Here is a 16712-nt window from a genome sequence, read left to right as displayed (position 1 = left end):
TGGTTAGCACTTAAATAACTTTGCTTTCGTCCAAATTATTATTTAAACAATTACCGTTACTTCATTGATAATCCGCTGAGCAATGGTCTGTGGTGCTTGCCCACCAACGACATGCGATGGCACAAAGCGCTGACCTAACCTGTGGTCTGTAACAGCAGTAAATACTGCTTGAATATCCTCTGGTGATACCTCTTGATGACCTGACACATACGCATGAGCCTGTGCTGCTCGCTGCAGCGACAATACACCTCGCGGTGATAGCCCATGATACTCTTGGCTAATTCGGGTCTTTGCGACCAGACGCTGTAGATAATCCAGTACCACATCCGCGACATATACTTGTTGAACGCCTTGGCGTGCAAGCAGCACAGCATCCGTAGCAAGCATCGCATCTAAACTTGCGAGTAGCTCTCGACGATCTTGACCTCGGAGCAATGCGCGCTCTGCTGTTGGCGAAGGATAACCAAGCGACAAGCACATCAAGAACCGATCCAATTGTGACTCAGGCAGCGGATACGCACCCGCTTGCTGCATTGGGTTTTGGGTAGCAATGACGAAGAATGGCTTGGGTAAGCGATAGGTCTGGCCATCTTGGGTTACTTGATGCTCTTCCATTGCTTCAAGTAAGGCACTTTGAGTTTTTGGGCTGGAGCGGTTAATTTCATCGGCAAGTAGTAGCTGAGTAAAGATAGGCCCTTTACGAAACTCAAAACTCTGCGTAGTTTGATTATAGATACTCATACCTAAGATATCTGCTGGCAGCATATCATTGGTAAATTGCACACGATTAAATGATAGGCCAAGTAGCTGCGCTAAACCTTGTGCTAACGTCGTCTTGCCCATTCCCGGTAAATCTTGCAGTAGCAAATGCCCACCTGCCAGCACACAGCTAAGTGCAAGCTTAACCACTTGCGGCTTATCGAGCACCACTTGATTAAGCTGTACAAGCAATTGCGCCACTTGGCGTTGATTGGCTAAATAATCGGCAGTAGTATTGCTTGAATGCTCTAAACCAGAGTCTGACTCTAACTGAGATACAGTGTTTTTATGAGATGATAAATCGTAAGCATGGCTTTGGTGCATAATAAACTACCAACTTGATTAGAGCATGCTTGAATATTTACAGATAGACTCTGTCAGAGTTATGGTCAATATCAAATACACCCTATTATAATAAGGTTAAAAAGAGCAATCAAAAAGCGTTCTAATGGAAATACGTAAGATTAATTATAATAAAGATAAGGCAGAGTTATTAAAGGTTTAATATCAGAAGCTTGTGGCTGGCTTGTTTTCCTCACCTGCTGGTATCTCGACTGCCTCATTACTCATCTGCGTGTGCTTAGCCTTTACCACTTGATTCCCATCGCTATCGACAGTAGGAGCGGCCATGCGTAAAGTAGACAGATAAGCGATAACATCGGCACGCTCATCGGCATCTGGCATCGGGTCTGACAGCATTTTTGATTCTGGCATTGCTTTTTGAGCATCTGCAATATAAGGATCTAATGTTTCGGCATCCCATAGCCAGCCTGAGCTTTTTAGTGCTGCACCATAGTCATAGCCTTCTAAGTTGGCAGCAGGCGCACCGTATATATTCATCAGTTGCGGGCCTTTTTTATTACTTCCCGGGTTTAACTGATGGCACTGGCCACAAGCCTCTTCATAGATGATAGCGCCATTATCAGCATCCCCTGCGCTATACACTGGTAAGGTAACAGGGTCACGATAATCAGGTGGCGTACGCTCACAAGCAGTGAGCGAAAACGTTGCAATTAATATACCACCGAGTGCAATATTGACGTTAATAGGCATATTTATATATTCTTCAGATTTATTGATTGAGGGGGCTTTATAAGCGTGTGAGGATGATAGCAGACGTGTAGCGATAATGCAGAAATGTTGGTATGCTCTGAGATGCTGAGCGTACGCTGTTAAATTACATCGAAACTTAATAGCTAATTTTTATGATCTAGAGGGTTTCTGCTCTTTAGACAGTTTCTCTTTAAATACCATTTTTCTTAAACAACGATCTTCTTAAACAACGTTCATCGTTTTATTTGGCATCTCTAAATAATAGCCTTGCAAGTAACGCGCACCGACACTCCATGACACTGACATCGTAGCGGCCTCTTCAATATAAGGCATCAACACATCAATATTAAGCTCATTAGTGCGAACAATCAGAGATTTAATGGCATCCAAATTATCAGGTTTACTGATCTCATTGACATATTCACGAGCCAAGCGTGTCATATCAGGCTGCACGAATTCAGCAATTTCAATTGATTTTGCCGAGGTGCCAAAGTTATGAATACCTACTTGACAACTAATATCGCTCAGAGCTGCAAACTGAGATTTGGCAATCGTAAGGTGATTGGCCACATCTTGCTCATTAAACTGCAGTGTTAAGGCTCCTGATACGCCGCCCACTGCTTTAATTAGCTGACTGGCCACACTAGGCAGTTTTTTATCTATCAATGAGGCACTGGTCAACTGGACTAAGATGCGCGCTTCGGGGTGAGTCTTGCGCACCTCATTTAACTGTTTACAAGCATTGATCAATATCCAGCGGTCTATTTTTTCGCGCAGATGGTGTGTTTTTGCAACTGTCATAAATTTGTCAGGTGTCAACACAGTATTATCAGCGTCGGCTAATGGCAGGCGCAGATAAACTTCAAAAAAGTCACTGCGATCTTGATTGATATCATAAATTGGCTGGAAGAAAAGCTCAAAGCGGTTGTGAGTGATGGCACTTACTAAGTACTCGGCTAAAGCACTATCATCGCTGTTCGCATGCTCACTTGGATCATACAGATGATAAGCATTACCGTGGTTTGCAGTCTCAATTCTAATATGATTAATCGCATCAATAGCACGCTCGAGCAATATTTGCGGCTCGGCAGCGTTAGCGTCCATTTTGACAATACCAATACTGACTGTTGTATTAGTCGTGCGTTCATCAACTTCAATGAGCATATCACTGATATGCTGACGAACACTCTCAGCGAGCTCGATAAGTGCCTGAGACGATAAACCTTCAACTAGAACGGTAAATGCCGTATCACTAAAGCGGCTAATATGACCATCTGCTACTGTCTGCTCCAGCATACGAGCCACTTGCTGAACAGTGGCATCTACTCCTTGCAAACCTAAGCTACTACTGATTTTGCCGATATTATCTAGCTGTATATATAATAAGCCTGCCCTCACCTTACCTTCTAGCACTGATTGGTGTAAAGCCTCAAAACGCTCTTCAAAGCCGCGACGGTTATTAAGTCCTGTTAGGCTATCTTGGCGTTCAGCTACTGCTAAACGTTTAGCAATCTCAGCACTGTTATTGTTATTTTGCTGAATGATAATTTGGGTAACTGGCTCACCATCCAAGGTAGCTGCTGCTAACTGTAGCTTGGCCTCAAAAGTGCTACCGTCCATACGCTTACTTTCAAAATTGAATTCAACTTGCTCGCGATTACCTTTATCGAACTGACGTAAAAACTCTTTAAAGCCTTTAACATTGTCTTTTCCTGCGATAAAATCAATGACAGGCAAACCGATAATATCATCCATCGATTCAAAATTGAATAATTGTAGATAAGGGTCATTGGCAAAGATATGGATCCCTTGATCAATGTAGGCAACGGCACTTTTAGAGTTCTTAATCAAAATATTGGCACGCTGCTCAGCTTCAGAGAGTACATAGCGCAAGGTATTCAGCTGTCGCAGACTACGTAAGTTAGCATGTTGCAGGCAGATGGCCATTACCACTTGCACTTCTTTTTCTGCTAACAGTGCCTTTACCATCACCCCATCAATGACTGCTGGCAAACCATCATCGTTGCGGCCAGTGCCTGCCATCTCATCACTCATAAGCCCAATTATAGGCAAATCAAGGTTTTGTTCCTGCACAATACCGACCACATCAGTGAAGCTCAAATCATAGGCACGCCCAAACACTAAAACATCCCACTGGTGGCGCAGTGACTTTAGCAGCTCTTCTTTATCGTCTAGGAATCCTAGATTAACCTCATCATAATAAGCAGATAATAAACTGACTAAACGCTCAGCGTACAGCTGATCTTCGTCTATAACCAACAGATTTAAGATAGATTTGGTTCTCATAATAGGCCTTTTTATTCTTATAATCGTGATTATAGTATACTATATTACAATAACACTTAAGCAATACTTAACTAATGAATAGTGCCACTTACTTAACTACTATTAACCACAATTTATAAACTATGATTTAAAATAACCGACTCTCCAGTTACTTACAATCAAAAATTAATCGCAATCAAATTTGCGTAAAAATGTGGATTGTATCAGCCTTACTCAATTAAATCTGTATCACTTTATACTGGCTAAACTCCTCACTATTGATTAAGCATTGCTGCAAACAAAGCGTCTTTTGTTTGTTATTAATGCGCAGCATGACTTTATCGTTAGATTGGAAGTGATAAGGAGGGACTATGATAGTAAATTCTGTTTGCAATTCTTTATCACCAGCGATCATAAAAGCTGGTACAAAGCATTGGCTACGGTGGTCTCTAATATCCAATCGCAGGGCACAAGCTGTCAATACATGACCAAATACCTGCCACTCTACTTCAATGTACCTATTTTCAAAATTGAGCCAGCGCACCATACCCATTGACCACTTCAATTTGCTACTATTATTTGGATGATGTAACAATAACAAACTCATCAGGCCTAGTGGTGGCGGAGCCTTATTAAGCTTATCAGTATTATGAGTATTATGAGTATCGACATCAGTTACGATAGTTTTATTTAAATGAGAAGATGGTTTTTCTACCCTTTCATCTATTGCTGTTTGAAGTTGTGTTAAGTCTTCTGTAGGCAATAAATGCAATGTTCTAAATTGCAATGTGGTATCCGCGTGATCAAAAGTCTCAACGTTAAGTGTGATGTTTACAGTGTCTTTTTTGGGCTGCGTATCATAGCGTGGCAATTGCTCAGTCGGTAACTCTGAGGCAGCAATTATGCTCATCAAGCTATGCGCACCTGCTACCTCATAATGAATGTTGTTAAAACCCCTAATGATAGTAGCGCGCTGCTTTGAATGATATTTGGTCGGCATTACCATTTGCCGCTCGACATAACGATGCTTAATTGCCATCAACATTTTATTAACTAACTGATATTCAATCGCTGCATTATTACTATCAAGTAAGGCCTGCTTGCGCTGATGTAGATATGCTGTCAATGGCTCAAGGTCGATAAACAAGCAACGATGATGCTCTTCATAAGGATTGATGGCTGAGTTGGCAGTAAGGTATTCAGGCGGGTTGTCACTTTGCAGATCCACAAAAATACGTGTCTCAGTCTGCGGCTCAATAGTAGCATGGACATGAGTTGACCATAAGGGTAGTAAACGTTGAGTTAACAACATATTGGGACGACGCATGGCACGGACATTCAATAAGCTATGCAAGCAAATCTGTACATATAAGTCGTGAATACTAAGCGCATGATTTGTAACTACCTGCGTGCTTAAATTAGTGTGAGCTACATTTACTTTACAAGCTAAGTGATACAACTCATTGAATGCTGCCCATAAATATGGCCGTGGCTGTTGGTAGGATATATTTTGCTCATACAATAACTTTTGATAGGTTATTAGCGATTGATAAATAGTGGCCGCTAAAATGAGCGGTGAGGTTTTTGCTAAAGTTAGAAAACGTCTCCAACCATGTCCTGACGTTGTGCTTTGCTGGTCATTCAACGCTAAGCTCTTACGTTGTATAACATTGTCATAAGCCAAGATAGTCAAATAATATAACGATTCAACTTGAGAAATATATGCCAGCTGCTCGTTGTTGAATGCAACCAACTCATAGTTATAGTGTTTATGCAGTGAGGTAATTAAGCGATCCGAGGCACAGGAGACAATACTCAAAAGCTTAAGTCGCAGTTTATCATCTAAGTCTGCAACAGCCAGCTCAGTCAATATCTGCTCAAGCTGCATTGCCTGCTGAGCCTCAGTCTGTGTTGGTAAGCTCGCTGCCCACTTAAGCAGTTGCTTCTCTTGTCCATTGACATAGTTATGCGAAGGCTGTTTTAGTGGTGCTTTATGTGATAAATAATTCTGAAAGTCTGACAGCGTTATCATAAGCCCTCTTTAGCAAAACATTTAAGTTCAGGTTAGCAGTTGACACATCCATTGTTTTCTTAGCACACCACAGAGCATTACTAATGTTTAGCAAAATATACTAACACAACTTACTATGTTGAATACCTTAACTGCCTTTGTAAATATCAATCGGTACTTTAAATGGTCTATTCGGCAATTCTTGTACCAGTTTGGGTACCAGATACCCAGGAAGTGCCGCTAATAATAACCAATATAAGCTAATAGCCGACCGCTCATCGTTATCAAAATGCGCAGCTCCCGCCACTTTATCTAACACATGCAAATAATAAGGCAAAACGCCCGCGTCGAATAAACGCTGACTGAGCGCTGTTTGAGTCATTACGCTATCATTAATACCCTTTAGTAAGACTGCTTGATTTAGTAGCACGACTCCAGCAACCCGCGCTCGCTGCAAATACTCAGCGGTATTGGTATCAATCTCATTAGCATGGTTGCAGTGAATGACCATGACAATGTTGCAACGACTTTGGCTAAGACGATCTAACAACGCATTGTCCAATCGCTCAGGAATCACCAACGGTAAGCGCGTATGCAAACGAATAGTCGTCAGTTGCGGTATCGCCTCTAAAGTATCAAGCCATGCAAACAGCCGCCGATTAGAGACACTGAGTGGATCGCCGCCACTCAAGATTACCTCATTCACTTCGGGATGCTCGGTAATATATGATGTGATGGCCAAATGTTCAGCCGAGGTTGGCATATTAGCGTTATAATCGAAATGCTGACGAAAGCAATAACGACAATGAATTGCGCAAGCGCCTGTGACTGTTAATAGCACCCTTGACTGGTACTTATGCAGCAACCCTTTGATTGGGTTTTGATCGTTTTCAGCCAACGGATCAGCGACGTAACCCGTCACCGTAATTTGTTCTTGCTTATCTGGCAAGACCTGTTTTAATAACGGATCATTGGCATCGCCAGCAGTCATCTTAGCAACGAAGGCACGCGGGACACGCAGATGAAAGTGCGCTGGTATATAAATCTGGGCTTTTAGCGTCTCAAGATTGAGTACGGTAAGCAACTCATCCACTGAAGTAATCGCTTCGGATAATTGTGTTTGCCAGTTTTTTTGTGTGATTAAATGGTTTATCATGACAACCTAATGCGTGTGCCTAAAAACCGACATTATACGCTGTAAGTCAGCGCGCTATCAAAGCATGCCTATCAAACATAATGGTTTATGCCTATCTACCTTTGCCATTAACAGACTTCGGCCAGTTATGATAGGTATTTAAGCACAGATATCATCATGTCAGGTTTGGTGGCGCACCGATAATTAATCATTAACTTAGTAGCAATCTATCAATATAATTACCGCAACCTTTAGGAGTCTCTTGTGGCAAGTTTTTCTACCAACGAATTTAAAGCCGGTTTAAAAGTCATGCTTGATGGCAATCCTTATGCCATTGTCGAAAATGAGTTTGTTAAGCCAGGTAAAGGTCAAGCCTTCAACCGTGTCAAAATGCGTAATCTGCGCAGTGGCAGAATGCTTGAGCAAACCTTTAAATCAGGTGACAGCTTAGAAGCTGCTGACGTGATAGATACTGAAATGAACTATCTGTATAACGACGGTGAATTTTGGCACTTTATGCATCCTGAAAGCTTTGAGCAGTTACAAGCGGACAAAACAGCGATAGGTAATGCAGCACAATGGTTAAAAGAAAATAGTAACGCACTATGTGTGATTACTTTATTCAATGGCGTGCCATTAACTATTACTCCGCCAAATTTCGTCGAATTACAGATTACTGAAACAGATCCTGGAGTACGCGGTGACACATCTGGTGGTGGCGGTAAGCCTGCCACTCTAGAAACTGGCGCAGTTGTGCGTGTACCACTATTTGTACAACAAGGCGAAATAGTCCGTGTCGATACGCGCACGAGCGACTATCAGACTCGTGTTGGTTAACAAAGTTAGACCCATAAAAAAGCTCAACCATCGTAACGATGGTTGAGCTTTTTTTGGTCTTCGTAATAACTATTTGTAATAACTGAAGGTCAAGATAATGCTTTGTGCCTACCGTTATTGGCTTGTTTCTTTGTGGCTTGTTGATGCATGAGCCAATATTGTACCAGTGCATTAAGTTGCTCTTTTTTGAAAGGCTTGGTGCAGTAGTCTTGCATACCGACTTTCAGATACTTTTCGCGTTCACCATCCATTGCGTTTGCAGTCAGTGCAATAATGGGTGGTAACGACTTTGGATCATAAATCTCGTGCAGCTTAATCGTTGCTTGCATCCCATCCATAATCGGCATGTGATGATCCATTAGTATCACGTCAAAACGCTGCGGATGTGCTGAGAACTTATCGATAGCCTTTTGACCATCGGTGACATGCGTTACCTTGTGTCCGCTATCACATAGGGCTTTTTTAGCAATCATCGCATTAACGTTATCATCTTCAACTAGTAATATATGACCCGAATACTGTGAGTCAAGCTCAACATCTATAGTATCCGAGAGCTGCCAATCATCATATTTTGTTTGATCTATAGTTGCTAGTGGCAACAATACTTTAAATGTAGAGCCCTCTCCCACTAAACTGTTTGCCCAAATATGACCGCCCATAAGATGGACTAAAGACTTACATACAGACAAGCCAAGACCCGTACCACCATAAAGGCGATGCGTAGATTTGTCTGCTTGGTTATAAGCATCAAATATGGCATCCAATGATTCGGGCTTGATACCGACACCTGTATCTGTAACATCAATACAGACAGTCATGTCATGACATATTATCTTGTCAGTTTTGGCACCTAGATTGCTGCAGCCACCTTCATCGCAATGCGGTGCATGCGTAACATTAATACTGATACGTCCGCCTTCACGAGTGAACTTGATCGCATTATTGACTAAGTTTGCTAGGATTTGTTTCAATCGTACCGGATCACCTTGCACGTAAGGCGATAGCTCCTCGTTATAATGATAGTCGAGCGTCAGTCCGCGCTGACGAGCTCTGACCGCGAATAAACTAACGACTTCATCGCATAATACTGACAAGTTCAACGGTACAGCATCAACAGTCATTCTACCGGACTCAACCTTCGATAAGTCCAAAATACCATTAATAATCGCAAGTAGATGCTCAGTTGATACCTTTATATTATCTACATAATCTTTTTGCTCGGCATCTAGGTCAGTATCATCGAGCATCTCGACCATACCAATAATGCCATTCATAGGTGTCCGTATCTCATGGCTCATATTGGCCAAAAAATCAGACTTCATCTGATTGGCACGCTTAGCAAGGTGTTGGTTTTTTTGGAGTTGTAATGCATCTGCTGCCATCTCGGCAAACTGAATCAACAGGCGAGCTTTATCATTATCAAACTTGTAATTAGGCTTAGTATCAAGCAGGCAAAGTGAACCTAAACGGTAGCTTTTATTATCTTCACGCAGAACAATAGGCGCACCGGCATAAAAGCGTAGATGTGGATGTCCTGTTACTAGCGGGTTATGGGTAAAGCGCTCGTCTAAGGACAAATCTGGCACGATAAAAGCTTCACCAGATAAAATGGTATAATTACAAATGGACAATTCACGTTTAATCGTACAAAAATCACCAAGTCCATGAGGAGACTTTAGGTATAGGGTCTGCTCATCCATAAAAGAAATGGCCACGATAGGCACATTAAAAAATAGTTTCACAAGCTCAGTTAAGCGCGAAAATGCGGGCTCATTACAAGTATTAAGCACGTCGTATTCATGCAGCTTAGCAACACGTAAATGCTCATCTAATGCTAGCGGATAGGTATGAATCGACAAAGCTGTCTCCAAATTAATAGGAAGTAATGGGTTAAGCGTTAACTTGCTTGGTCAACATCTGTAACGCTTCACTGACCATAATCATTGCCACCACAGACGTTACGGCTACTGCAGAGCCATAGCCTCCGCATTGTAATCCGCCTGCCTGACAGCTTTTGTCTACACGCGGCGGTTCAGTTGAGTACACACATCTGATACCGAATTTATCTTTTAAGGCACTATTGATACCTTTCTCATGACGCAGTTTGTTACGTAGACGTGCTAATAATGGATCTTGATAACTGTCTTTTAAGTCACTGACTGTAATTTGAGATGGGTCTATCTTACCCCCTGCTCCACCTGCACAAACGAGTTTTAGTTTGTTAAAACGGCAGTGTAGTGCAATGGCGAGCTTGGCACTCATATCATCGACACAGTCTAAAATGACAATAGGTCTATGCTCGGCAGCGGCAGTTTTTGCTTCATGGCGACTGGGTAATAATTCATCGACATTATCAACAGTCAAAAAATCATCTACCAAATGTAAAGTGAGTTTTGGGTTAATTTCATGCAACCGCGCACCCATCGCTGCTATTTTACTTTGACCAAAAGTACTATCGAGCGCAGGCAGCTGCCGATTGACATTGGAGGCTACCAATACATCTAAGTCGATTAAAGTAATGTTGCCTACTGCGGTACGCGCTAACGCTTCAGCAGCCCAAGAGCCAACGCCACCAACGCCAATAATATAAACATGTGCAGCAGCAAAGATATCGAATGCAGCTGTACCATATAATGTTTGCGTCCCTTGAAAGCGCCGCTCGTATTGCTGGTCTACAGATGCTACGTTACTTACTGTATTAGTTGCTGCATTTAATGTGCCATGTTCTGAAGCCCCATCAGTAGTGTCCAGTTGTACATCGGTTTGCTTGGGTTGCGGTGGTTGATTCATAACGAATTAGAAGCTCTTGTGATTGGTGACATCATAGTTAATAGTGTTTTATGCTTAATTTTGACTTATGCTTAATTGCATACTATGTGGGATAAGACCAAGAAGTTTGCAAGGCATTGCAACTATTTTGCCACAATTGATGGGCAAGCTCTGCTGGCTCTACGTTGAGCAATTCACTAAGACTCGTCAGCACCCATGGTAAATTGGCGGGTATATTGCGGTTGTGTCCGTCAGCGCCTTGCCATTCATTATCTGGACTTTGTCCCGATGCTAAGCGACTGTCTGATTGGCTAGTTAGTTGATCGTCATCTGATGTCTGACACATGATCGGCGTCATATCAGGACAGTCGGTTTCAATGACCAAACATTCTAATCCGTAGCTATCAACGGCAGCTTTGATGGCGCGGCGCAGCTTTTTGGCGTTTTGGTTGGTAATTTGTCCAGTAACACCAAGCTTAAAGCCCAACTTAACAAACGCTTTCGCCTCTTGCTCACCGCCGCTAAAGCTGTGAGCAATACCGCCTAGCTTATGCGCATTGTAATCATGTGCTTTGATGATGGCCAACGTTTCAGCATGCGCTTTACGGATATGCAGCATCACAGGTAGCTTGTGCGTTACCGCTATATCTAGCTGCGCCTCAAAGAAGCGTTTCTGCTTGGCAAAAGCTTCAGGCTGTTTCATCGCATCGGTGTAGGTATCCAATCCTATTTCACCAATTGCCAGCGGGCGCTGTTCTTGGATCATCTGCGCCATACTAGTGAGATGCGCATCAGTATGCTGTTCGATATAAAAAGGATGTAGACCAAGCGCAATATGCGCTTTAGGATATAAGTTTACACAATTAGCTTTGTCCATGCTCTCAGACAAAGGCATTTGTTCGATTGCCTGCTGAGTCTCATACAGTCGAGGAAAATGTTGATATAGATAACCGACCAACATCAAATGACGAACACCGTGCACATAAGCTTGCCGCGTCTGTGCTTGTCTATCGCTATCAAAGACTGGCGCATCAAAATGAGTGTGGGTATCGATAAGAGGATAGATGGCAGGTAATGGGAAGTGGTTTGAAATTGAAGTTGGGTCTGTACGAGTCATAATCCGCCTTGATAGTAAGTTCTTTATAGTCGGTTAATGAATGATTTATGAATGAGTAGTTAGTTGATTATGATGATAGAAAATTTTCGGTTTTTAAGTGATTAATAGCTTTGTATCAACACATTAATGCATTGATATAAAGCTATTAGGGCGTGTCCTCATTTTGATAACATAAAAGCGGTTTCTTAACGGTTTACTTTTTCTTACCGAATTCGTTATCTTGAGAGTCTTTAACTTTAGAAGCTTTAGATTGGTGCTTTTTAGTTTTTGAGTCGTCTGCTCTAGATTCCTCATTGGCATTGAGAGTTGCTTGCCAGCTGCTACGTCTTGGTAGCAATAGTAAGGCCGTTCCGACAATACCCAATGTCAGCCACTTTTTTTTATTCATCCACTTAACTCCCAATTACTGTCGCTGTCTTTACTATTGTCTCGCGTAGGTTAAATGCACAGTTTAATGACAAACTCAGAAGTCTAGCACTTAGCGCTTTAGCGGATAAGTAGTAATCCCCGTACTTGGGCTATCAACCTTTGTAAATCCTTGCGATGCAGGTTTTGGCTTTTGATCTCGCTTAGGTACGAGTGGGTTCAGTGGCATCAACTCATAGTCGGCATCAACCTTACCATCCCATCCTTCAGTGCCACTCAATGGTAGCTGCTTAATCGTACCATTTTTATCGATAACCAATTGCAATACGCGCATCTGATTAAATTTACGCTCCGTGACACTAGCGACTGCGCCACCATCGCGTAGGATAGTTGGTTGTAAGAATATAATTAAGTTACTCTTTTGGGTATTGTCACTATCAGATCGGAACAGTCGACCAATAATAGGTATGTTACCTAGACCAGGGACTCTTTGTTGACTGGTCGTCGTGTTATCACGCATCAAACCGCCAAGCGCAATAGTCTGTTGGTCGTCTGCTAAAATAGTAGTATTAATAAGGCTTTTATTAGTAGTTAACCCGCTGGCATTGCCGACGCTACTTGGTACCACTGAAGACACCTCTTGCGAAACTTCTAAACGTACCGTGCCGTTATCACCAATGTGGGGAATGACGTTAAGATTAATACCGATATCTTGGCGCTCAATAGTCTGAAATGGGTTGTCAGAAGAGCTACCACTAGTGGTATAAGAGCCAGTCACAAAAGGTACGTTTTGACCGACTAAAATGCTGGCTTTTTCGTTGTCTAACGTCAAAATTGATGGCATGGATAATAAGTTAGCACTAGTAGAAGAGTCGAGTGCTTGCAAAATAGCCCCATAAAATTGCGTATTTCCATTGCGGTCTGTACTACTATCACCAATGCCAAGTAACGCCCCAGCGATAGAGCCAGCTGCAGAGCTGATACCTGATGCGCCGCCGGACAGCACTGCACCGGCAAGTGATGCTGCACTGACTCCAGCATTATTGAAGTTAACTACCCCATAGCCGCTGTTGGCATTGCCCAGTGCCCACTGCACCCCAAGCTGGGTCGCATCATCGCCTGAGACTTCAACGATAGCAGCTTGAATGAGGACTTGTGCACGGCGGTTATCCAGCTGATTGACAGCAGCTTCAATCTCAAACATCAGCTCTGGTGCAGCATTAACGATAATTGAGTTTTGAGTCTCGTCAGCGATAATGCTGAACGGGCGGCCGCCAGTGCTTGTACCTGATCCACCTGAGCTAGTCGCAGATGCTGCCGATGAGTTATTACCACCCATTAAACTGTTACCATTTGACGTATCGCCAGTATTACTATTTAACGCACCACTCGTGCCTGTGCTACTAGCATCGTTGAGTGAGGCTGATTCCAAAGTTGAAGTTGCACCAGCACTATTAATAGACTGATTGGCAAGTAAGCCGCGTAGCATCTCTGCGATATGTCCGGCGCTTGCATATTTTAAGCGAAAGACTCGTAAACCGCTTAGCCGACGCGAGGGCGTAGTATCAAGCTGATTGACCATTTCTTGCACTTTAGCAATCATCTCAGGACTACCTTTAACCAGTAGCCTATCACTGGAAGTATCAGCAATAACTTTAAGCTGATTACCTCCTTGCGCCTGCCCTGCACCTGTACTTAAAACCAGCGCGCTAATGAGGTCCATCATACGCTCGGCATCTACATGACGCAGCGGTATGACCTGTAAACTATCATTAACATTATTATCTAAATCACGAATAAGCGTGGTTAATTGGTTCAAACTATCAGCACGATCAGACAGTACCAGTGCGTTTACTCCAGGCACAGCAGCAGCATGTGCAGATTGTGGCATTAGTGGACGAATAACGCCCAATACCTCCGCTGCTTGCGTATTGGTCAAATAAATAACGCGAGTTGCTAGCGCTTCACCGACACTATCACCGCGCAAATCGACGGCAACACCGGACTGCTTAGCGACATTGTCAGGGACTAGTTTAATCGTCGTTCCTGAATCAATCGCTGCAATACCATTGACCTGCATCACACTCAAAAACAGCTGATAAATCTCATCACGAGATAAAGCTTTGTTGGAGATAACGGTCACATTGCCATTAATACGTGGATCAAGGACAAAGTTTTGGTCGGTAATCGTTGCCACTTCATTGATGAAAGCCTTGATATCCGCGTCTTGCAGATTCACCTTCCAGCTTTCGGCACTGGCAAACCCAAACGTTGCTGCCCATAGCGGCAGTGCTAAACACAATGGCCGACATATATACAGCAAACGCTGCAATGAATGGCGTAAAGGTGTTACTGAAAATTTATGAAAACTTATCATGGTCATAATTACCCATTGTGATATCACTCAGTCTAAACTGAAACGTTGCTAAGATAGCGCTAACAATATTGTCATTTGGTTGAAATAGTGGTGACTTGTTCAAACAGCTTTCATTTAAACACAATAATAGAGTCTAAAACTGCTGACGAATCGTAATCACTTGGTCCCCGCGTTTTACTTCAATCTGAGCTTCACCTGACTGCTGAACTTGTTTTAATAAGCCAGCATCTTGCGTAGGATCACTGCCGATACTTTGACCATTCACCTTAAGCACTCGATCACCCGGCTCTAGTCCCAACCGATTACGTACGCCGGCTGGCATCGCAGCGGTGACTTGATAACCTTCTCCTGCAGCCATTACCCCCATACGACTCAAATAGCTGGCTGGACTGTCTTGTAATGCTGTAACGGCTTCATCAATAGCAGAGTTTGAGTTACCTGTATCATTGCTATCGGCAGCAGATCCATTAGCAGAATCAGCAACATCATCACTAGGTGTAGAGTTAGGCATCGGTTGCGTTGATGGTAACGAATTATTAGTCGAGCTATTGTTATCTGGCAAACGCTGATTACTCACGTTCCCAGCAGCCATATCACTTTGATCAAGTGGCATTGAGTCCGCCATGCTAATGACAATTTGCTTGCTAGCAGCGTCAGTAATAATGACAGCATTCCAATCGACTGCAATAAGGGTATAGCCACTATCTTGTAAGCTTTCACCAATACGGTAATTTTTTACTTCACCATTTACATCTAATAATGCCGAAGATAAACTTTCTGGTATCGCTAACAGCACCCCTTTTAGAGCCACATTAGGCGGTGGCTGTACGGCAGCTGCAACGGGTTCAGGATCGGCGAAAATAGCAAACAAACTGCTATTATCAGCATTGGATGCTGCATTACTCTGCAATGACTGTATCTGCAATGCAGGTGCAGTAGGCGGCGCTAATATCAGCCATAGTAGACGTGCTGCTGTCCAAGCTAACCAACCAAGGGCCAATAATAACAGCCATGCCGAAAATCGATTCAGGTTATCTATCACTGGTTTTAGGCGTGCCGATACACTCATCATTTAACGCACCCCTAGGCCTGTCATTAACGGCTGGCGAACACTCACCACCGCTGTATCTTTCGGTGCTTGCCCCTCATACTCTGGCATATTCTCTAATAACCGCTGCGTCAAACTCACATCTAGCATATTATCGCCATCAAGATACAAGTCGCCTAAACGCTTATCTTGATTGTCCAATAGATTCATATGTAGCAGGTTTGTATCATTCTTTTGTTCTGTACTGAGTTCAGCGCGCATGGCTGGCATCGTGATATAAAACACTTTACCGCCACTTGGATAACCGACTTCACCGCCAACCCATGTCAGCTGACCATCTGCTTTTGTAAAGCCTATCGACTTTGGATCTGAACCTGACTTGCGTTGCAATGAAATCGCATTGACTTGAATAGGCGTATTGGGCAGCTGCCAATCGACCAATCCAGCAAGCGTTTCCGGCGCAATTTTGCCGCTCATATCAGCAACCTGCCAAGCGTTACGCCCTACTTTGATTTGTCCATCAAGGCGCGTCTGACCGGTACTGATGTCGATATCAGCGCCTATTTTACCTAAGAACAATTGCCACGGCTGCCAAGACCAATCGGCTGAACCTGTCAACGGGATGGTCGCTACTGGCAATTGCCAAATGGCTGAGCCTTGCCATAAATTACCTGACACATGCTGCACATAAAGTGAATCCGGTGCGTATTTTTCAATTACCCACGCTGCTGGCATCTGTAACAATGCAAATAGAGTGAATAAAATGAATCCAACCAGCCACCACAGCTTACGAGGACGCTTATGAGACGAAGCAGATGCTTTGGGCACAGTTAGAGTACTCTTATTGGCAAGGTAAAAATGATATTATCATAACAAACAATCACCTATATATGACAGCAAAAAAACCAGTATCTTTATTTAAAGATACTGGCTCTTAAAATCTAATCAGACAAT

Annotated in this window: 13 protein-coding genes; 1 reads left to right on the top strand and 12 read right to left on the bottom strand. The window is 43.0% G+C overall.

The window, feature by feature from the left end:
- Positions 1-42: 42 nt before the first annotated feature.
- From ACTQ9S_RS04195 to epmB, 5 genes are all read right to left on the bottom strand, one after another.
- Entirely contained in the window at positions 43-1083 is a 1041-nt protein-coding gene (locus ACTQ9S_RS04195) for an AAA family ATPase (RefSeq protein WP_440453916.1), read from the bottom strand.
- Positions 1084-1266: 183 nt separating this feature from the next.
- A complete protein-coding gene (locus tag ACTQ9S_RS04190; RefSeq protein WP_440453914.1) occupies positions 1267-1812 on the bottom strand; it encodes a c-type cytochrome in 546 nt (181 codons plus the stop codon).
- Between the two features lie 222 nt (positions 1813-2034).
- The gene (locus ACTQ9S_RS04185; protein ID WP_068037386.1) at positions 2035-4119 is read right to left on the bottom strand and encodes an EAL domain-containing protein; all 2085 of its coding nucleotides are present in this window, start codon (positions 4117-4119) and stop codon (positions 2035-2037) included.
- 217 nt (positions 4120-4336) lie between these two features.
- Positions 4337-6130 (bottom strand): hypothetical protein, encoded by a 1794-nt coding sequence (locus ACTQ9S_RS04180; protein ID WP_440453912.1) that lies wholly within the window; start codon positions 6128-6130, stop codon positions 4337-4339.
- Positions 6131-6257: 127 nt separating this feature from the next.
- Positions 6258-7265: an EF-P beta-lysylation protein EpmB gene (epmB, locus tag ACTQ9S_RS04175; protein ID WP_440453910.1), complete on the bottom strand. Its 1008-nt coding sequence runs from the start codon at positions 7263-7265 to the stop codon at positions 6258-6260.
- 243 nt (positions 7266-7508) lie between these two features.
- Between epmB and efp the strand changes: the two genes are divergently transcribed.
- Positions 7509-8081 carry an elongation factor P gene (gene efp, locus ACTQ9S_RS04170; RefSeq protein WP_068037394.1) on the top strand — a complete coding sequence of 191 codons (573 nt, stop codon included), beginning with the start codon at positions 7509-7511 and terminating at the stop codon, positions 8079-8081.
- 89 nt (positions 8082-8170) lie between these two features.
- On the opposite strand, the gene ACTQ9S_RS04165 is transcribed toward efp, so the two are convergent.
- From ACTQ9S_RS04165 to gspN, 7 genes are all read right to left on the bottom strand, one after another.
- On the bottom strand, positions 8171-9940 hold the full coding sequence (locus ACTQ9S_RS04165) for an ATP-binding protein (protein ID WP_440453908.1): 1770 nt from the start codon (positions 9938-9940) through the stop codon (positions 8171-8173).
- 31 nt (positions 9941-9971) lie between these two features.
- Positions 9972-10871, bottom strand: a complete 900-nt coding sequence (locus ACTQ9S_RS04160; RefSeq protein ID WP_440453906.1) for a tRNA threonylcarbamoyladenosine dehydratase — start codon at positions 10869-10871, stop codon at positions 9972-9974.
- An 82-nt stretch (positions 10872-10953) separates the two neighbouring features.
- On the bottom strand, positions 10954-11967 hold the full coding sequence (locus ACTQ9S_RS04155; protein ID WP_440453904.1) for a TatD family hydrolase: 1014 nt from the start codon (positions 11965-11967) through the stop codon (positions 10954-10956).
- 193 nt (positions 11968-12160) lie between these two features.
- Positions 12161-12355 carry a hypothetical protein gene (locus ACTQ9S_RS04150; RefSeq protein ID WP_440453902.1) on the bottom strand — a complete coding sequence of 65 codons (195 nt, stop codon included), beginning with the start codon at positions 12353-12355 and terminating at the stop codon, positions 12161-12163.
- Between the two features lie 90 nt (positions 12356-12445).
- Positions 12446-14710, bottom strand: coding sequence for a type II secretion system secretin GspD (gene gspD / locus ACTQ9S_RS04145; RefSeq protein ID WP_440454041.1), 2265 nt, complete (start codon positions 14708-14710; stop codon positions 12446-12448).
- Positions 14711-14843: 133 nt separating this feature from the next.
- Positions 14844-15782 carry a type II secretion system protein N gene (locus ACTQ9S_RS04140; RefSeq protein ID WP_440453900.1) on the bottom strand — a complete coding sequence of 313 codons (939 nt, stop codon included), beginning with the start codon at positions 15780-15782 and terminating at the stop codon, positions 14844-14846.
- Positions 15783-16586: a type II secretion system protein N gene (gspN, locus tag ACTQ9S_RS04135; RefSeq protein WP_440453899.1), complete on the bottom strand. Its 804-nt coding sequence runs from the start codon at positions 16584-16586 to the stop codon at positions 15783-15785. It abuts the gene before it with no gap.
- Positions 16587-16712: the final 126 nt, after the last annotated feature.

It is taken from the genome of Psychrobacter sp. ASPA161_9 (assembly GCF_051970275.1).
Taxonomy (GTDB): domain Bacteria; phylum Pseudomonadota; class Gammaproteobacteria; order Pseudomonadales; family Moraxellaceae; genus Psychrobacter.
The sequence above is the reverse complement of the archived record's forward strand: the minus strand, read 5'-3'. Positions and strand labels throughout refer to the sequence as shown.